Origin of the sequence: Bacillus sp. JJ1521, assembly GCF_036965165.1 — a bacterium.
GTDB lineage: Bacteria > Bacillota > Bacilli > Bacillales > Bacillaceae_L > Ferdinandcohnia.
On the sequence record NZ_JBALOX010000075.1, the window covers coordinates 31152 to 49304 of the forward strand.

The window sequence follows — 18153 nt, forward strand, 5'->3', positions numbered from 1 at the left end:
TATGAGAGAGCTATTTCCAGCAAAACAAGTCATGGGCTTTGTTTTTTCGTTAGCCCTTACTGTAATTGCTCTATCGGTGTATTTCTTTGACCTTTCTATTACTGTAGGTTTAACAATACTCATTGTTACAGCATTTGTGCAAGCATTGCTGCAACTAATCGTATTCATGCATGCTGGAGAAACAAAGGATAAATGGGCAATTTACGCAAATGTATATTTCATGATTTTTATCGCGTTAATTACAATCTTGGGTACATTGTTCATTCTTGTTTGGGATATGGCATAAAATTGAGAGTGTCTTTCGAGGCACTCTTTTTTTTGTAGAGAATAACCAGATTATTGTGTAATATAAAACATGAAAGGGGGAATGTAGATGAATGCTTCATTTTTACTGAGGTTCAAAGCTTTCATGATTGATTATATTTTGATTCTTGTGTATCTAGTTGTCCTTTTTATTATTAATGTATTTCTATTTCCAGGTTTGCAAGAATTATTCATGGGATCAGTAGTAGTTGCGCAATTCACTGGATTTTTAATGGTGACATTGCCGGTATCGCTTTATTTTATTATTAGTGATTCAAAAATTGGCGGGCGGTCATTTGGAAAGAGAAAATCAGGTTTAAGAGTGATCCGGAAAAACGGGGAACCTGTGTCTTTACTGCAAATGGCTTTTCGAACACTCGTAAAGTTTTTACCTTGGGAGCTATCACATTTCCTTGTTTATCGTTTGATGTATTTGGGGGACGTTGATTTTCCCTTCGCTTACACTTTAATAGGTGGACTCATCTATGCACTTATGATTGCATATATTTTGACATGTATTTTTACAAAGAAGAAACAATCTTTATATGATATTTTGGCGAAAACGTATGTGGTAAAGGTGCGATGAGATTGCAGCTTTTTTTGTGCAAAACAAAAAGCTTAGCCGATTGAGTGGCTAAGCCTATAGTAACCGAATCTTTTATTATTCTTGTTTTGCACCCTGTGCCTTTAGCAACATTTCTTCTGATGCGATTAAAAATAGCCCCATTAAGAAAACGAAAATAGCCCCCATGACCGTTCCGATTCCGATCGGTGTTAGCACACTGGAACCGCTCGCAAAGAATCCTAGACAAAAAATAATGATACCGGCAATAAGCACTGTTCCCCCAAAATACTTAACAGCCTCAAGCATAGTAGATTTCATTTTTCCTCATCCTCCTACTATAAATTATTCACTTTGTTCACAAAATTGTCAAATACTTTTCACTAAATGTTCGAAATTTGTATTTTGAGCGGGGAGGACTGCTAATTTTAAACCGAAGTCGTCCAATGAGCTTTTACAAAATGGTTGTGTTACCATAATGAAAAATAATCCAAATGAGGTGCCAAAATGAAAATTGAGGTATGGTCGGACTTTGTATGTCCGTTCTGTTATGTAGGAAAGCGCCGCTTAGAAGAAGCACTTGCACAATTTCCAAATCGCGACCAAGTAGAAGTGGAATTCAAAAGCTTCGAACTAGATCCAAATGCAAAGCTTTATTCAGGACAAAGCATCCATGAATTACTTGCATCAAAATACGGAACGAGCGTTGAGCAAGCAAGGCAAATGAATGAAAATGTTGGGCAGCAAGCTACGGGAGTCGGGCTAAAGTATGATTTTGATAAAATGAAACACACAAATACATTTGATGCTCATCGCCTTGTAAAATATGCAGCAACAGTGGGCAAAGAAAAAGAAATGACTGAGATTCTTCTACACTCCTATTTCGAAGAAGGAAAACTCATCAGTGACCATGAGGTATTAGCCGATCTTGCGGAATCTGTGGGAGTCGATCGCCAATCAGCGCTAGACGTGCTAAAAGACGCAAAGAAATTTGCGAATGATGTACGAATTGACGAATCGATTGCACAACAAATCGGTGTTACTGGCGTTCCATTTTTCGTAATCAACCAAAAATACTCCATCTCTGGTGCGCAGCCAACTTCTACATTCCTAGGTGCACTTCAGCAGGTTTGGAAAGAAGAAAATCCAGCAGAGTGATTGAAATTCCGACAGATAAATATAAAAATGCCGAAAGCGTAAAATCTCACCAGTTTTACGCTTTATTTTTTTAAACATGAATGAATTCATTCTGAAATCATATATATGATGTAGAATCACATATGTGATGGAGGAGGTAAGGGGATGTCAGTTAAGTCAGCAGAGCGTGTTTTAAAAATTTTTGACTTACTTTCGCATCACTTGAATGGATTAACGATTAAAGAAATTAGCGAGTCACTATCCTTTCCTCAAAGCAGCACCTCTGTTTTAATAAATACTTTATATAAAAACAACTATTTATCGGTAGATTTTTTTAGAAAATATAAGCTTGGTCCAAAATTAATCCAGCTTGGCGGTACAGCAAGGGAATCTTTAGATATTACTGCTCAAGGAATGCCATTATTAAAAAAATTAATGGAAGATGTGCAGGAAACTGTATTTATGGCAGTTTTAGATAATAGTGAACTTATTTATGTAGCAAAGATAAATAGTAATCGATCGATTCGTACAACTGCTGAACTTGGAAAGAGTAAGCCTTTATATTGTACTGGTTTAGGAAAAGCGTTTTTAACGTTTCTTCCTGAAGAAAGGAAACTGGAAATTCTAAGAACGATCGAACTACATCCGATAACCCCAAAGACCATCACTAAAAAAGAAAATCTATTAAACCAGTTAAAGGAGTTCTTTAAACAAGGCTATTCGATCGATGACGAGGAAAACGAAGAAGGACTGTACTGTTTAGCGGCACCTATTTTTAATGTGGATCAGATAATGGAAGCTGCAATCAGTGTTGCTGGACCGAAAGATCGAATGCTGAGACAAAAGGAAAATATTATCGAGAAGCTACTCGAAGCAGCGAGCAAGATTTCTAAGAAAACAGGTTATAAGTCTGGCTAAAAGGTAACGGAAAGTAGATTCTACAAAAAGGTCATTATATGGTGTAAAGTACCATTTTATTAAAAAGGATAGCGTGTATGTAAAGTATTATTCCTTAGTAACTTTTTCAATTAATAATTACCATATAATGAAAACGCTATCAAAATTTTATCAAGAAGAAAAGGGGGAAAAGGATGAAGAAAAATTTGACTGGCTTCAAGAAGGCTGCAGGTTATTTAGCCTTAGCGGTAGGGATTACTTCTGTCTTAGTAGGTTGTAATGGTGGGGGAGAGACAACGAAAACATCCGAGCCGAATTCATCTGATGGAGGAGAAAAGAAAGTCCAAGAAATTAGAATTGTTGCTGCGAACCATCCTTGGACAGAATCTATCAAAAAAGAATTGCCAGCTTTTGAGAAAGAGACAGGGATAAAAGTTAAGATTGATAGTTATTTCGAGGATCAGTTAACACAAAAAACATCAGTAGAATTTGCATCTAACTCAAAAAATATTGACGTTGTGATGTTCCGTCCACTTCAAGATGGAAAAATGTATCATCAAAGCGGGTACTTCGCAGATATTAGTAGCTACGTCTCAAAGGAAAATGATTATACAAAGGACTTTTTTCCTTCATCTTTAGGCAGCGTAAAAGATGGTGATAATTTATATGGATTACCGTTAGTTACGGAAACCCAGGTTTTGTATTATAGAAAGGATATTTTAGAAGAGGCTGGTTTGGAAGTTCCTAAAACATTGGAGGAACTTGAAGAACAAGCAAAGCAATTACATGAACCTGATGGTGTTGCTGGCTTTGTGTCTCGTGGAAAGCGGGCTGCTGCTGTTACTCAATTTTCTAGCTATTTATATGGATTTGGCGGGGACTTTATGGTGGACGGGAAAGCTACTCTTACTTCACCAGAAGCAATAGAGGCTTTTAACTATTATGGAAATCTATTAAAAGATTACGGACCTAAAGGAACACTAAACATGAGTTGGCCTGAGGCGATGGCAGTCTTTACACAAGGAAAAGCTGTATTCTATACAGATGCATCTTCACTATTTACCAACGCTACAGATCCTTCAAAATCACAGGTTTCCGATAAGGTAGGCTTTGCACCATTCCCTGCTGGACCAAAGGGTTCTAAGCCTTATAATGTAACATCTTGGGCACTTGGTATTGGAGCAAACTCGGAAAAGAAAGATGCAGCATGGGAATTTATTAAGTGGGTAGAAAGTGAAGAAATGGTCTTAAAACTGCAAGCGGAAGGGAATCCAGGTGCACGTATATCTGTTTGGAACTCTCCTGAAGGCACAGCGAAATTTCCTGAGGACTTAGCGGAAGCAATTGGCATTAATGGAGGAGAAAACGCTGTTCCTTACGACAGACCAGTTGTAATAAACGTAGGTGCTGCTCGTGACGCTATTGGTGATGTAATTATCGCTGCAATTGAGGGTAACGATGTTAAGGCGGCAGCTGAGAAGGCAGAAGAAGAATTCCAAAAGATTATAGACAGCGAAAAATAATCGATGTAACCTCATTCGATAACGGCTTTCGAGTAGCAATCTGGGTTTGTATCTGGATGCTTACGAAGGCCGTTTCTTGTAAAAGGGCCAGGTAGTTGAGCAAGGGGGAAGAACGATGACAAATTGGATTGATCGGAATATAAAATGGGTATTTACCATGCCAGCTGTCATATTTGTAGGGCTTATGATGGTCATGCCCGTTGGATATACACTTTGGCTAAGTTTTCACGAATGGAGTATGTCCAATATTACACCACCCTTATGGATAGCTTTTCAGAATTATATTGATTTATTTAATGATGAATTATTTATTAAATCTTTGAAACTTATGTTTTATTTTACAATTGCAACCGTTACGGTAGAAACAGTATTGGGCGTAGCTCTAGCAGTTCTAATGAATCAACATATTGTTGGAAAAGGAATCGTTAAAACCTTGTTTCTACTTCCAATGGTAGCGACTCCCGTAGCAGTAGGGCTAATTTGGGTCCTCATATACGAACCGAACATTGGTATTGCGAATGTTTTCTTACAATCATTAGGAATTCCGGGACAGGAATGGTTAACATCCCAGAAGTTAGTTATGCCATCCTTAATTCTCATAGATGTTTGGGAATGGACTCCGATGATTGCATTAATCGTATTGGCAGGTTTAGTATCACTTCCGAGAGATCCATTTGAAGCAGCTATGATTGATGGTGCTTCGACTTGGCAATCATTTCGCAAAATTACGCTACCTTTATTGAAGCCTACGCTTTATTCAGCCGTCCTGTTAAGAATGATAGATGCTCTAAAAACATTTGATATTATTTACGCAACAACACAGGGGGGACCAGGAACCTCATCACAGACGATCAATATTTACGGTTACGTATTAGGATTTCAGTATTTTAAGATTGGCCAGGCTTCGGCCTTACTCATGGTATTTTTTATGATTGTTCTATCCATTAGTATATTCACGATACTTTTACGAAAGAGATCGGGGGTTAACCTATGAGCCGAAACAAAAGGAAAATGATAAAAAAGACATTGACTCATATCGGGGTTTATTTTTCTCTATTTTTGTTTTTACTCCCTTTCCTTTGGATGGTGCTAGCCTCCTTTAAAACACAAGTACAAATCCTTGATACATCTAAATTATTTGAGATTACAGCGAATTTCAGTAACTATATGAGCGTATTTGGTGAATATGCCTTTCTTACGTTTATTTGGAATAGCTTCATTGTGGGAATTGGGGCAACGTTTTTTGGGCTGTTATTAGGTCTTCCAGCGGCTTATTCAATCGCAAGATATAAACAGGAGGGACTAGGATTGTTAATCCTTGTAGCAAGGATTGTCCCAGGCATTTCCTTTCTTATTCCTTGGTTTATTATCTTTTCAAAGCTGAACTTAATTGATACGTACACGTCTCTTATCCTAAGTCATATGCTTGTGACAATGCCATTTATCATTTGGGTGATGATTCCTTTTTTTGAGGGTTTGCCACTTGAACTGGAGGAGTCTGCCCGCGTAGATGGCTGTTCGATTCCGATGGCGTTTATTCGTGTGATGCTACCAATTTCAGGACCGGGCATTGTTACATCATCTATTTTAGCTTTTATTTTCTCTTGGAATAATTTTATGTTTTCTTTAATTCTAGCGGGTGAAAAAACAAAGACATTACCAATAGCAATCTTTAACTTTTTATCTTATTCAGAAATCAATTGGGGCGGTCTGATGGCGGCTTCCGTTATCATAACTGCACCAGTGCTCATTATTGCTCTTTTTGCACAAAGATATATTATTGCCGGATTAACTGGGGGGAGTGTGAAAGGTTAATCAATAAACCAAAACAGGAGATGGTGTAGAAGGATGAGTACCCCAACTTTAGAAAAAATAAAAACAATAAAGCTTGTGGCCATTATTCGAAGTAAATCATCTGACGGCTTAGAAAATACAGTTGAGAGTCTGTACGAAGGTGGAATTCGTGCAATCGAAATAACAACGAACACACCTGGGGCATTAAAGGGGATTGAATGGATAAGGGAAAACTATACGGATGTACTAGTTGGTGCTGGGACTGTCTTAGACTCCGAGACTGCTAGACTTGCAGTATTATCGGGAGCGGAGTTTATGCTCACGCCAACTTTAAAAAAGGAAACGATAGAGACAGCAAATCGGTATGGCATCCCCGTAATCCCTGGGGTCTACACTCCAACAGAAATACTTACAGCTTATGAATTCGGAGCAATAATGGTCAAAATCTTTCCAATCCGCCAACTTGGACCGAAATATTTACAAGATTTATTGGGACCGTTGCCTTTTTTAGAGGTAATGGCTGTTGGAGGTATTTCAATCGAAAATGCAGGTGACTATTTAAAGGCAGGGGCCGTATCCCTAGGAATTGGTAGTTCACTTGTGGATGATAAGCTGGTCCAGCAAGGTGATTTTGAAGAAATTAAAAGGCGGGCAGCAAGCTTTGTTGAGTTTATAAAACAAGTGGGCAGTTAATAGCAATCGACACGAATGGGGGCTTGTGATGTGAAAGTCATTTTACTAGATTCGGGGACAACAAACTCCAGATTACGATTAGTTGAGACCACAACAAACACAGTAATTGATACTGAAAGAATAAGAGTCGGTGTAAGGGATTCAGCCATTTCAGGCAGTAATCAAAATCTGAAGGTCCAAATAAAAAAGGGCATAGAAAGATTGTTAACAAAAACAAACTGTATGCCCGCAGATATTCATGTGATTGTTGCATCAGGAATGATTACCTCCAATCTAGGAATATATGAAATTCCTCATATCCCTAGTCCTGCAGGGGTGCTGAAATTCGCGAGTCATTCAGTGGTATGTAAACTTGATGAATTTCTTTCCATTCCATGTCTCTTTATCCCAGGGATGAAAAATGAAGTAAATGAAGTAGGCGAAGATGATTTGATTTTTTCAATTAATGAATTTGATGTGATGCGGGGAGAAGAAGTAGAATCATTTGGATTGCTGAACCAGTTTCAGCATGAGGGAAAAGGGCTAATTGTGCTTCCCGGTTCACATACGAAATTTGTTTTCGTAGGTGAAAATAAGGAGTTATTGTATTGTTTATCTACATTAGGAGGAGAGACTTTACAAGCTCTTCAGAAGGAAACGATACTCTCGAATTCGCTGGATTCTAGTCTTATCGAAACGGTTGATCAAAAAATGCTTACATATGGCTTTGAAGCGGCAAAACAGTATGGACTGACTAGAAGTTTTTATCACATACGTCTCCTGGATTTGTTTACAAAATGCACCTCCAATCAAAGGGCAAATTACCTCGCTGGTTCTGTTATTTTCAATGATCTTCAAGCGCTTTCTGGAATAGTGCTAAATGAAATAAAATGGGTGATCGTCGGAGGGATAAATCCATTAAGAAAGGCGTTTATCCATTTGTTAACCTATATAAATCAAGAATGGAAAATGATCGAGGCTGATGATCAGCAAGTAGAAAATTCACTCCTGGTTGGTGCTATGGAGATTTTATCAAACTATGGTTCTGAAAAAAACGACTTAATAGGAGGGGAAGCATTTGAAGATTAGTGGATATGAGCTGTTTCAGGTTCCGCCTAGATGGTTATTTTTAAAAATCGAGACGAGCGAAGGAATTATTGGTTGGGGTGAACCTGTTATCGAAGGAAGGGCTTCTACTGTAAAGGCGTGTGTCGAGGAATTAATGGAATACTTGATTGGGAAGGATCCATTGCGAATCGAAGATCATTGGAACATGTTATATCGGTCTGGTTTTTACCGGGGAGGACCGATTTTAATGAGTGCAATTGCTGGAATTGATCAGGCACTCTGGGACATTAAAGGGAAGTACTATCAGGCTCCTATTTTTCAATTATTGGGTGGGGCATGCAGGGATTCAATAAGAGTCTATTCATGGATTGGGGGCGACCGCCCGTCTGATGTTGGAGAAGAAGCGAAAAAAATAGTTAGTGCAGGGTTTACGGCTGTCAAAATGAATGGAACAGAAGAACTTCAGTATATCGACTCCTATGAAAAAATTGATCAGGCAATCGAACGAATCGCTGCTGTAAGGGAAGCGGTAGGAAACTATATTGGGATTGGGATTGATTTTCATGGTCGTGTACATAAACCAATGGCAAAAATATTAGCGAAGGAACTTGAGCAGTTCCGCCCAATGTTTATTGAAGAACCAGTTTTGGCAGAAAATAATGAGGCCTTAAAGGAGATTGCCCAACATACATCTATTCCAATCGCAACAGGAGAGCGAATGTATTCACGCTGGGATTTCAAATCAGTGCTTGCAGACGGCTATGTAGATATCATTCAGCCAGATTTATCACATGCGGGTGGGATTACCGAATGTAAGACAATCGCCTCAATGGCAGAAGCGTATGATGTAGCGCTTGCTCCTCATTGTCCATTAGGCCCAATTGCACTTGCAGCGTGTCTGCAACTTGATGCGACAGCCCATAATGCGGTTATTCAAGAGCAAAGTTTAGGGATTCATTATAATCAAGGAAGTGACCTTCTAGATTATGTAGTAGATAAGTCTGTATTTGATTATAAAGATGGGTATTTCGCAATCCCACAAAGTCCTGGGTTAGGAATAGAAATCGATGAAGAATTTGTTCGAAAGCAAGCGGATGTCGGGCACAATTGGAAAAACCCAGTTTGGCGCCATCAGGATGGAAGTATTGGAGAATGGTAGCGATACGTTAGAATTAATATTGAGGGAGAATCAACATACAACGTTTGATTCTTCTTTTTTGTTCGCCAAAAATTGGGTAGAGGGATATTTAGCTAATTCGACGTAATTCTAGTTTGAGCATGGAGTATATTAAAATGGTAGAATATTAAAGGTTAAGAACGATACTACACTGTACCCTTTTTTGGGGGGTAGGAAAGGAAGCTTTCGTCCTTATGTATATGTCTTTGGTCATTTTATGTCTGATTTGGGGATTTAATTTTGTTGTCATGAAAATGGGGAATGGTGTTTTTCCACCTGGTGAGTTTGCTGCATTACGATTTTTGACGGGCTCGATTGTACTACTAGGTCTTTGTTTTATAAAAAAAATACCACTGCCAAATAAATCAGATCTCAAGTGGTTCGTTCTTTGTGGACTGCTTCAGACCACTTATTTTAATATTGCCATTCAAATATCGCTTAACCACATTAGTGCAGGGCTTACTTCTGTTCTGACCTACAGTATGCCACTTTTTCTTTCAATCATGGCGCATAGGTGGATTCCGGGTGAAAAATTGACGGTTAGAAAGACGTTTGGAATTGTGATAGGCATTGTGGGTATATTTCTTGCTATGAATATCCATTTTGGAGGGTCCATTTGGATTGTGTTACTCGGGCTAAGCTCCGCCATTTCTTGGGCGATTGCTAGTTTGCTTTTTAAACTAAAATTAAAACATTGTGATACCATTCAATTTACCACCTGGCAAATGACGATAGGTGCGGCGGGATTATTGATATATACACTTTCATTTGAAACGGGTGAGTCACATTGGGGATTCATGCCGATTGTTTATATTCTGTTTTCTGGAGTTGCTGCATCTGCTCTCGCTTTTGTCATGTGGAATCATATTTTGAGGCGTACAGAGGCAAGTAAAGCATCGGTTTCTTTATTATTTGTACCAATCGTCGGTGTTATTTCGGGATACATATTTCTCGATGAAAGCTTAAGTTTGATTACGCTTGCGGGAATTTTACTTGTTCTAGCAGGGATTTGGTTTGTAAATAGTAAAAGTACTCAAGAAAAGGGTATGAACGTCTCAAGTAATTTTGATAAAGCACTATAGGGATATACTAAAAAATAAGAATTAACTATAAAGGAGAATATGATTATGGAAAAAGTAACACCTTTTTTAATGTTTCAGGAAGGGAATGCAGAGGAGGCGATGAATTTTTATACGTCATTTATTGAGGATTCTGAGATTAAAAGTATTGTTCGGTATGGGGCGAATCAACCTGGAGGAGAAGAAGGAACCGTCATGCATGCAACTTTTACATTAAAAGGTCAAGAGTTCATGTGCATTGACAGCAATATAAAGCATCAGTTCACGTTCACACCTTCATTTTCAATTTATCTAACATGCAGTACGGAAGAAGAAATCGATACCCTTTATCAAAAACTGAAAGAAGGCGGAGGAGAACTGATGCCTTTAGGTAATTATGGATTCAGCAAAAAATTCGGCTGGATAAACGACCGTTTCGGAGTTTCTTGGCAACTAAATTTAGCTTAATACGATAGTCAAAACGCTTAGGTACTAATGTCTAGGCGTTTTTTTTGGTTACATTTTCTTCTATTTTTTTCTCGAAAAGTGCTATTTGTTGGAGTATAATAAAATTTGTTCAAAAATGTAAGTTGTGGAACGGTTGCATTTTGAAGAAATCAAAACTTACATTATAACTTTATTCAGCAGAGTCCCCAATCTATAAGTGGTGGGATAAAGGTAAAATAGTATATAATTCAGTAAGAATTCAAACTTTGACTGAATAAAGTTAAGCCTCCGGCGGATGCCTCAGATTTTTTAGAGGAGGTTTTCGAGCAAAAGATCAAAGACTAAGAACGCCACGTCCTGTGGCCACGTCTTTGTGACCCACCTCGTGTGGGCCTAAAAAATCTGGGCGCAAATACGCAAAGGCGCATTTGATTAGAATAAGATTTAATAGTTGAAAGCGAGTGTTCGAGATGGGACGTAAATGGAATAATATTAAGGAAAAGAAAGCTTCCAAGGATGCGAATACTAGTAGAATCTACGCAAAATTTGGACGTGAAATCTATGTAGCTGCAAAACAAGGTGAGCCTGATCCTGAGTCAAACCAACATTTAAAGGTCGTTCTTGAGCGTGCGAAGACATACAGTGTACCAAAAGCAATCATTGATCGCGCGATTGAAAAAGCAAAAGGCGGTTCAGAGGAAACTTACGATGAACTGCGTTACGAAGGCTTCGGGCCAAATGGTTCCATGGTCATTGTTGATGCTTTAACAAATAACGTAAACCGTACAGCATCAGATGTACGTGCTGCTTTTGGTAAAAATGGCGGTAACATGGGTGTCAGTGGTTCAGTAGCCTACATGTTTGATGCAACTGCTGTTTTCGGTATTGAAGGAAAAACAGCTGATGAGGTTCTTGAACTTTTAATGGAAGCAGATGTAGATGTACGTGACATTTTGGAAGAAGAGGATTCTGTCATTGTGTATGCGGAGCCAGAACAATTCCATGCAGTTCAAGAAGCGTTTAAAAATGCAGGAATTACTGAGTTTACAGTAGCGGAATTAACCATGCTTGCACAAAACGATGTAACCCTCCCAGACGATGCAAAAGAAAAATTTGAAAAAATGATTGATGCATTGGATGACTTAGAAGACGTGCGTCAGGTATACCACAACGTCGACCTAGGCGAATAATTACAAATGCAGACCTTTCGGGGACAGGTCTTGTCCCTCACTAAAGGTCTGCTTTTTTATATAAAATTTTTCGAACATTGAAACTTTCTTGTTTTTAAGGCGTATGATTACTACAGATTACTTATAAAAGGGGGAAGTTTATGTACCCAGGAGATATGATGTTCAATATTGTCCCAATTTTTGTGATGATAGGTTTCATTGTTGTGTTCGGTCTCGTTATTTTTACTATGGGAAAGGGAATCGTTCAGTGGAAGAAGAATGAGGATTCACCCAGGCTAAGTGTTCCTGCGATTGTAAAAACAAAGCGCACAGATGTTAGCAGACATACCCACCATCATACAGAGCCACACCACCACAATCATGTATCATCATCCACTAGCTATTATGTTACATTTGAGTTTGAAAGCGGGGATCGGTCAGAGTTTATAGTATCTGGTAGTGATTATGGTCAGCTTGCTGAAGGGGATACGGGAAAGCTTACATTTCAAGGAACCCGATATTTAGGATTTGAAAGAATGAGAGGGTAGAAGGATTTTGTCGATTTATCTAGAACGATAGAATGCAGGAGGGGTACATATGTCAATTGAACAATTCTTAGAGGAACAAAATAAAACGATACGAGACTTACATATTAATGGTGCAGAAGCTTCATGGATGGCAGCGACCACTGGGGATGAGGAATGGAATACAAAATCAGCTGAGGCGGATACTGCGTATAATGTTTATTTTTCAGATACGGAGCGCTTCGAGCAGGTAAAAAAATACCTTGAGCAAACAGAGGACCCTGTTCAAAATCGCCAACTTGAACTTTTATACTCAACCATGCTTGAAAACCAACTTCCAGAAGACAAACTGAAGGAAATGGTACAATTATCTACTGAATTAGTTGGTGTGTTTAACACCTTCCGTGCAACCTTGAATGGAAAGCAAGTATCGGAAAATGATGTGCGTCAAATATTAATTAAAAGCAACGACCTTGAATTAAGGGAAAAAGCCTGGCATGCAAGTAAACAAATCGCGAAAGAAGTAGAAGAAAAATTATTGATACTTGTGAAAAAGCGCAATGAGGCTGCACGTACATTAGGCTTTGATAACTTCCACCAAATGAGCTTTGAATCGCAGGAGCTTGACCGTGATGAAATCTTTTCGATTTTTACAAAGCTAAAGGAACTTTCCGATGAACCATTCCGTCAGGTGAAACAGGAAATGGACGAGGAGCTCGCGGAACGATTTGGTATTAAAGTAGAGGATCTTCGCCCATGGCATTATGCGGATCCATTTTTCCAAGAGGCACCGCCTTCAAAGGAATTGGACTTAGATCCATTTTATGATGGAAAAAATCTTGAGGAACTATCAACACAAACCTTTGCAAAAATGGGAATGGATATTACGGATATGCTTCAAAAAAGCGATCTGTATCCAAGAGAGAAGAAAAATCAGCATGCATTCTGTACCGATATTGATCGGGATGGTGATGTTCGCGTCTTAAGCAACAACGTGCCTTCCGATTACTGGTCCAATACGATGTTGCATGAATATGGGCATGCGGTGTATTTTAAATATATCGATCGCAGTCTACCATTCTTATTGCGCAGTCCGGCACATACATTAACAACAGAGGCAATTGCAATGTTATACGGTCGCTTCGGTAAAAATCCAGAATGGCTCCAGCAGTTTTTAGGATTAGACGAAGAGCAGGTTAATGAGTTGAAGCCACTTATTGATAAGTCTTTACGTCGTCAAATGCTAATTGCAGGCCGTTGGATTATGACGTTTGTGTTCTTTGAACGTGAGCTTTACGAAAATCCAGATCAAGATTTGAACCGTTTATGGTGGAAGATTGTTAAAGAAGTTCAATTTTTGACACCACCTGAAAATCAGGATTATCCGTATTGGGCAGCGAAAATTCATTTTACATTGGTGCCAGTGTACTACCAAAACTATTTACTTGGTGAGTTAACAACTTCACAGCTTCAGCGCTATATTGAGAAGAATATCACAACGGATCTTTTTACGGAAAAAGTGGGAGAGTTCCTGTTGAATGATTTCTTTAAGCCTGGTGCGTTATATAACTGGAATGAAAAAATCGAAAGAGCCACTGGAGAAAAACTAAATCCACAGCATTTTGTCGATCAGTTTATTGCAGTGAAATAAGCAAAATTTCATTCATTGGGGGGTCTCTTCCCCAATGAATTTTAATTATACGAATCGGTTTTTTTACTTGCAGTTCAAGACACATATAGCGAATTAAAAACATATGTATTTATAACTAAAATAGTTAGGGAGACTGTAAAGTGAACGAAATTGATAAAAGAAACCGATTAAGTGAGGAACCATTTACTTATCAAATAACGAAAAAAGGAATGGTTATGATCTACTATGAAGGAAAACAAATTAAAGTTATAAAGGACCAGGAAGCTGAACGTCTTATAGCAAGGATTACAGAAGTTGAAGATGATCAAACAAAAATACAGTTATTGCTAGCTAAAATTACGGGTAACTTTAAACGTGGAAATGAGAAGTATGGTAAAAATAAAAAGTAAGTCAAGCCTCAACAAGAGTTAAGGTTTTTTAATTAGTAATTGATAAATGTATTTCATGAAATGAAATAGAGTTCTAAAGCTGTTAAGCCTCACCCTGTGTTAAAATCAAAAGGAGGATTTAGATGATCTCTTTTTTTGGTTCAAAATGTACAATTTGTAAAAGAAAAATAAAGCCTCTGCGAAAGTATGTCGATGATAAAGGGAATATAATAAAGGTGTGCATTCCTTGCTCGGAATATGCGGAACGCAGAGCATACAAAATTCGAAGGTAAAAAAGGATGAAGGAAGTTGTATATAACAGTAAAGGAAACAGCAGAATATTTATCAATTCCAGAAGAATTAGTGCAAAAGCTTATTCAGGAAAAAAAGGTACGTGCACTTTTTGACGGGGATCAGTATCTCTTAAATAAAGAACAATTCAACGCCACGGTTGAACAGCTAGAAAAATACAAAAAGCTCTACGAAGAATGGCTGAACGAACCCATTCCTGAAGATATCGACGTCAAGGACGAGGATTAAGGTTTAGGGTATGGACCACGGGGTCAGGTTCCGTGGCCCACCATATTTTTCAGGTATATGTTCCTAATACCCCTTCTTATAATCTACTATATTCTTCGGTAGCACTCCGCCTTGCGCATAGCTCTTCAGATTGGGGATAAAGATATCTTCAATTACTCGCTTTGTATAATGTTCAGTTGAACCAGATGTATGTGGTGTTACAATGACATTTTCAAAATCCCACAGTGGGCTGTTCTCATCTAGTGGCTCTTTCGTGAATACATCCAACCCAGCCCCGGCAATCTCTTCGGAACGCAATGCCTCAATCAACTCATCTTCAACCACAATCTCACCACGGCCAATATTAATGAGGAATGCAGAAGGCTTCATTTGTTTAAATTCACTTGCTCCAAATAAATGACGAGTTTCATTCGTCAAAGGTAATGTCACAACCACATAATCACATCTTGGCAATACCTCAGACAACTTGTCTGTTGTATACATTTCATCAACGAAGTCCTCGTCACGGTCTGAATGGCGAACGCCAAGAACTGTCATGCCAAATGCTTTTGCAATCTTCGCCGTTTCCTTCCCGATATGCCCTACGCCAATGATTCCAATCGTCTTTTCGTGAATCTCAAGATTCATATCGGCATGATGCCATTTTTTCTCCTGCTGATTTCGGACATATGTATGGATTTTTCTTGTTAATCCAAGCATCAATGCAAAAATCGTTTCCGATATCGGATAAGCATGAACCCCATTAGCGCTTGTAAGAAGAATATTTTTCTTCTCCATTTCTGCAAGGGGCATGCTATTAACACCCGCACTCCAGCTTTGCATCCAACGTAGTTTAGAATCAGCAAATATGCAATGCTCCGCAATTTCTTTTTTCCAGCCAACAATTACTTCAGCATCATTTAAATGCTCTAACCAAACAGATGAATCACGTCCTGCAACAATCTCCCAGTTTGGAACGATTGCTTGGATTTGATCCAGATGAAACTGCTCAATATTTTGTGTAATAACTAGCTTGGACATGGTGTTCCTCCGATTCCTAAATTTATTTAGTTTTATAATAATATAGATTGGAATGCTTTACTAGTGGGACGTGATGAACTTGTTCCATTTATAAGCGTATAATTAGTAAACATTATATTTATATTTTACAAAATTATTGAAATCTTCGTAACGAATAAATATAATAAATGTATATTATTTGGGTGATTATTGGGAGGGCTCTAATAAAGTCTTGTCATATAGTAAAAACTCAGTTCCACACTAGGGGACTGAGTTTTTTTAGTACCCAGGGAAAGGAGTAAAGTGTGCAAACACCCATCCAAAAGCCAATTGGAAATCAAGGTATGATTATCTGCCTTCTTGCTATTGGATATATCACTCTTGAATTGTTTCCCGTAGGATCGGTAAAAGCGATAGTATCTATCATGATAATTTCGGTCATTATCTGGATCCTGCCACGTATCCGGGGCTCCATCATGATTATTAGCCTCATTCTTTTGATTGTTGGTATAATTTTCATGGTTTTCTACGGTGCAACTGTCCAGGAGTGGCTTGATGCTGCAAGAATCAATCTTACCCTTGTTGCCATTTTCCTGTTCACCCCACTTCTGGGGATTCCAGTCCGGACAGGTGGCTATGTAAGTGCTTTAAAGCTGGTACTGTCGACGCGGATGAACAACCCTAACTTTTTCTTTGCTGGTTCAAGCCTGCTTTCTCACATCCTAGGTGTTGTCTTGAATATTGGTGCCATATCAATCATCCACGAGCTTTCAAAGGCTTCAGATATCAAAAACAATAAGATGATTGCTGCATGCATAAATAGGGGGTTTATTAGTACCATATTCTGGTCCCCGTATTTCTCCGCGATGGCTCTAATAACAAGTTCCCTTCCAGTAAAATGGGGCAATATTCTTTTTTATTCACTTGGTCTTAGTGGCATCGCACTTATTGTGAGTTATTTATTTGAGAGACCTTATAGGTTGAAAAAAGGTCCAGAACCGAAACAACCTGAAGGTGATACATCTGAATTGAAAAAGGCAAAAAGAAAAGTAGTGGAACTATTGTTTCTTCTCCTATTGATGATTTTAGGAGTCCTTTTTATGGAGAAATTGATAGAGTCAAGCATGACCTTTATCATATGTGTTTTTTCCGCTCTTTTTCCGCTCATTTGGTGTCTTCTAAAAAAAGAATGGAAAGAATATAAAGTTGAATTTAAGCAGCATGTTTTCACGGGGATTCCTAGGATGAAGAAAGAAATTGTCTTATTTCTAATTGCAGGATTTTTCAGCGGTGCTTTTGTTAAGACAGGCTGGAGCAATGAACTCGTTAATGGACTAAATGCAGTATTTTCCGGGTTTACTATTGGAATTGCATATGCAATCGTTTTTTTAATAGTCCTTACAGCGGTAATAGGGCTACATCCCATCGTTACTGTGACGATTATCGTAACGAGCATTGATCCGACTAAGCTTGGCATTACTTATGAGTTTTTTGCCATCCTGCTTCTTTCAGGGTGGGGGATTTCCAATACAGTAAGTCCTGCAACTGCAGTAAACAATCTTTTATCGGGGCTAATGAAAACTGATCTTTTTGAGGTTTCCGTTCGTTGGAATTTAAAGTATTCAATTGTCATGTTGATGATCATTCCGATTTATTTAAAATTTGTAGGAATTTAAAGGGGGATTTATTTTGTATAAAGTCGTATCATCATCACCAACATTTGGTAAGTATTCAAAACTGCCTATTAACTATCTTGAAAAGGAACAATGCACAGTCTCAATCCTTGATAAGGATACAGCTAATGATGAGGAAAGGCTAGCAATTGCCTTGAAAGAGGCAGATGCTTTAGTAGTAGGTGTTGAGAAAATTAGTAAGAGGGTAATAGATGCTGCAGAAAACCTAAAGGTGATTGCAAAGCATGGAGCAGGGGTAGACAATATCGACTTACAGGCAGCAAAGGAAAGGAACATATCCGTTGCATTCGCACCAGGAGCCAATAAGCATGCTGTAGCTGAATTAGCATTTGGCCTTCTTTTGTCCCTTGCACGTGAGATACCTCAGACAAACCGCAGGGTAATTAACGGAGAATGGCCAAGGGTGGTCGGTAGTGAATTATATGGTAAAACACTTGGTGTTGTCGGGACCGGAAGGATTGGAAAGGAAGTCATCAAAAGGGCCAGTGGATTCAATATGGATATCCTAGCTTTTGACGTCTATCAGGATCAGGAATTACTAGAGTCAGGGGTAAAATATGAAAATATGGA

Annotated in this window: 21 protein-coding genes; 19 read left to right on the plus strand and 2 right to left on the minus strand. The window is 38.5% G+C overall.

Features of this window, described 5'->3' with window-relative positions:
* The first annotated feature begins 1 nt into the window (after position 1).
* Both qoxD and V7147_RS12495 read left to right on the plus strand, forming a co-directional pair.
* Positions 2–286 carry a cytochrome aa3 quinol oxidase subunit IV gene (gene qoxD, locus V7147_RS12490; RefSeq protein ID WP_335368189.1) on the plus strand — a complete coding sequence of 95 codons (285 nt, stop codon included), beginning with the start codon at positions 2–4 and terminating at the stop codon, positions 284–286.
* A gap of 87 nt (positions 287–373) precedes the next feature.
* Positions 374–889, plus strand: a complete 516-nt coding sequence (locus V7147_RS12495) for an RDD family protein (RefSeq protein ID WP_335368190.1) — start codon at positions 374–376, stop codon at positions 887–889.
* Between the two features lie 75 nt (positions 890–964).
* Here the strand turns inward: V7147_RS12495 and V7147_RS12500 are convergent, their stop codons facing one another.
* Complete coding sequence (locus V7147_RS12500) at positions 965–1186, minus strand: hypothetical protein (RefSeq protein WP_335368191.1); 222 nt, start codon at positions 1184–1186, stop codon at positions 965–967.
* 186 nt (positions 1187–1372) lie between these two features.
* Between V7147_RS12500 and V7147_RS12505 the strand changes: the two genes are divergently transcribed.
* From V7147_RS12505 to V7147_RS12575, 15 genes are all read left to right on the plus strand, one after another.
* Positions 1373–2023, plus strand: a complete 651-nt coding sequence (locus V7147_RS12505) for a DsbA family oxidoreductase (RefSeq protein WP_335368192.1) — start codon at positions 1373–1375, stop codon at positions 2021–2023.
* Positions 2024–2167: 144 nt separating this feature from the next.
* The gene (locus V7147_RS12510) at positions 2168–2920 is read left to right on the plus strand and encodes an IclR family transcriptional regulator (protein ID WP_335368193.1); all 753 of its coding nucleotides are present in this window, start codon (positions 2168–2170) and stop codon (positions 2918–2920) included.
* 173 nt (positions 2921–3093) lie between these two features.
* Entirely contained in the window at positions 3094–4422 is a 1329-nt protein-coding gene (locus V7147_RS12515; RefSeq protein WP_335368194.1) for an ABC transporter substrate-binding protein, read from the plus strand.
* 115 nt (positions 4423–4537) lie between these two features.
* Positions 4538–5416, plus strand: a complete 879-nt coding sequence (locus V7147_RS12520) for a carbohydrate ABC transporter permease (protein WP_335368195.1) — start codon at positions 4538–4540, stop codon at positions 5414–5416.
* The gene (locus tag V7147_RS12525) at positions 5413–6237 is read left to right on the plus strand and encodes a carbohydrate ABC transporter permease (RefSeq protein ID WP_335368196.1); all 825 of its coding nucleotides are present in this window, start codon (positions 5413–5415) and stop codon (positions 6235–6237) included. The genes V7147_RS12520 and V7147_RS12525 overlap by 4 nt, the downstream gene beginning before the upstream one ends.
* 33 nt (positions 6238–6270) lie before the next feature.
* Complete coding sequence (locus tag V7147_RS12530) at positions 6271–6909, plus strand: bifunctional 4-hydroxy-2-oxoglutarate aldolase/2-dehydro-3-deoxy-phosphogluconate aldolase (RefSeq protein ID WP_335368197.1); 639 nt, start codon at positions 6271–6273, stop codon at positions 6907–6909.
* 30 nt (positions 6910–6939) lie between these two features.
* Positions 6940–7977, plus strand: a complete 1038-nt coding sequence (locus V7147_RS12535; protein WP_335368198.1) for a 2-dehydro-3-deoxygalactonokinase — start codon at positions 6940–6942, stop codon at positions 7975–7977.
* A complete protein-coding gene (gene dgoD, locus V7147_RS12540) occupies positions 7967–9115 on the plus strand; it encodes a galactonate dehydratase (RefSeq protein WP_335368199.1) in 1149 nt (382 codons plus the stop codon). Before V7147_RS12535 ends, dgoD begins: the two co-directional genes overlap by 11 nt.
* Positions 9116–9327: 212 nt before the next feature.
* Positions 9328–10215 carry a DMT family transporter gene (locus V7147_RS12545; protein WP_335368200.1) on the plus strand — a complete coding sequence of 296 codons (888 nt, stop codon included), beginning with the start codon at positions 9328–9330 and terminating at the stop codon, positions 10213–10215.
* 45 nt (positions 10216–10260) lie between these two features.
* Complete coding sequence (locus V7147_RS12550; protein ID WP_335368201.1) at positions 10261–10659, plus strand: VOC family protein; 399 nt, start codon at positions 10261–10263, stop codon at positions 10657–10659.
* Between the two features lie 449 nt (positions 10660–11108).
* Positions 11109–11828 carry a YebC/PmpR family DNA-binding transcriptional regulator gene (locus V7147_RS12555; protein WP_335368202.1) on the plus strand — a complete coding sequence of 240 codons (720 nt, stop codon included), beginning with the start codon at positions 11109–11111 and terminating at the stop codon, positions 11826–11828.
* Between the two features lie 140 nt (positions 11829–11968).
* Positions 11969–12355, plus strand: coding sequence for a DUF2500 domain-containing protein (locus V7147_RS12560; RefSeq protein WP_335368203.1), 387 nt, complete (start codon positions 11969–11971; stop codon positions 12353–12355).
* A 49-nt stretch (positions 12356–12404) separates the two neighbouring features.
* Positions 12405–13982, plus strand: a complete 1578-nt coding sequence (locus V7147_RS12565; RefSeq protein WP_335368204.1) for a M2 family metallopeptidase — start codon at positions 12405–12407, stop codon at positions 13980–13982.
* 140 nt (positions 13983–14122) lie between these two features.
* Complete coding sequence (locus V7147_RS12570) at positions 14123–14371, plus strand: hypothetical protein (RefSeq protein ID WP_335368205.1); 249 nt, start codon at positions 14123–14125, stop codon at positions 14369–14371.
* A 288-nt stretch (positions 14372–14659) separates the two neighbouring features.
* Entirely contained in the window at positions 14660–14890 is a 231-nt protein-coding gene (locus tag V7147_RS12575; protein WP_335368206.1) for an excisionase family DNA-binding protein, read from the plus strand.
* 63 nt (positions 14891–14953) lie between these two features.
* Here V7147_RS12575 and V7147_RS12580 read toward each other — a convergent pair whose 3' ends face one another.
* Positions 14954–15910 carry a D-2-hydroxyacid dehydrogenase gene (locus tag V7147_RS12580; RefSeq protein WP_335368207.1) on the minus strand — a complete coding sequence of 319 codons (957 nt, stop codon included), beginning with the start codon at positions 15908–15910 and terminating at the stop codon, positions 14954–14956.
* A gap of 284 nt (positions 15911–16194) precedes the next feature.
* Between V7147_RS12580 and V7147_RS12585 the strand changes: the two genes are divergently transcribed.
* Positions 16195–17565 carry a hypothetical protein gene (locus V7147_RS12585; RefSeq protein WP_335368208.1) on the plus strand — a complete coding sequence of 457 codons (1371 nt, stop codon included), beginning with the start codon at positions 16195–16197 and terminating at the stop codon, positions 17563–17565.
* 13 nt (positions 17566–17578) lie between these two features.
* Positions 17579–18153: NAD(P)-dependent oxidoreductase (locus V7147_RS12590; protein ID WP_335368209.1), on the plus strand; the 575-nt coding region annotated here is incomplete at its 3' end.

What these genes read in the sequence shown, in the direction of transcription:
- qoxD (WP_335368189.1), top strand. Translation starts at nt 2, where the DNA reads ATGAGAGAGCTATTTCCAGCAAAACAAGTCATGGGCTTTGTTTTTTCG.
- V7147_RS12495 (WP_335368190.1), top strand. Translation starts at nt 374, where the DNA reads ATGAATGCTTCATTTTTACTGAGGTTCAAAGCTTTCATGATTGATTAT.
- V7147_RS12500 (WP_335368191.1), bottom strand. Translation starts at nt 1,186, where the DNA reads ATGAAATCTACTATGCTTGAGGCTGTTAAGTATTTTGGGGGAACAGTG.
- V7147_RS12505 (WP_335368192.1), top strand. Translation starts at nt 1,373, where the DNA reads ATGAAAATTGAGGTATGGTCGGACTTTGTATGTCCGTTCTGTTATGTA.
- V7147_RS12510 (WP_335368193.1), top strand. Translation starts at nt 2,168, where the DNA reads ATGTCAGTTAAGTCAGCAGAGCGTGTTTTAAAAATTTTTGACTTACTT.
- V7147_RS12515 (WP_335368194.1), top strand. Translation starts at nt 3,094, where the DNA reads ATGAAGAAAAATTTGACTGGCTTCAAGAAGGCTGCAGGTTATTTAGCC.
- V7147_RS12520 (WP_335368195.1), top strand. Translation starts at nt 4,538, where the DNA reads ATGACAAATTGGATTGATCGGAATATAAAATGGGTATTTACCATGCCA.
- V7147_RS12525 (WP_335368196.1), top strand. Translation starts at nt 5,413, where the DNA reads ATGAGCCGAAACAAAAGGAAAATGATAAAAAAGACATTGACTCATATC.
- V7147_RS12530 (WP_335368197.1), top strand. Translation starts at nt 6,271, where the DNA reads ATGAGTACCCCAACTTTAGAAAAAATAAAAACAATAAAGCTTGTGGCC.
- V7147_RS12545 (WP_335368200.1), top strand. Translation starts at nt 9,328, where the DNA reads ATGTATATGTCTTTGGTCATTTTATGTCTGATTTGGGGATTTAATTTT.
- V7147_RS12550 (WP_335368201.1), top strand. Translation starts at nt 10,261, where the DNA reads ATGGAAAAAGTAACACCTTTTTTAATGTTTCAGGAAGGGAATGCAGAG.
- V7147_RS12555 (WP_335368202.1), top strand. Translation starts at nt 11,109, where the DNA reads ATGGGACGTAAATGGAATAATATTAAGGAAAAGAAAGCTTCCAAGGAT.
- V7147_RS12560 (WP_335368203.1), top strand. Translation starts at nt 11,969, where the DNA reads ATGTACCCAGGAGATATGATGTTCAATATTGTCCCAATTTTTGTGATG.
- V7147_RS12565 (WP_335368204.1), top strand. Translation starts at nt 12,405, where the DNA reads ATGTCAATTGAACAATTCTTAGAGGAACAAAATAAAACGATACGAGAC.
- V7147_RS12580 (WP_335368207.1), bottom strand. Translation starts at nt 15,910, where the DNA reads ATGTCCAAGCTAGTTATTACACAAAATATTGAGCAGTTTCATCTGGAT.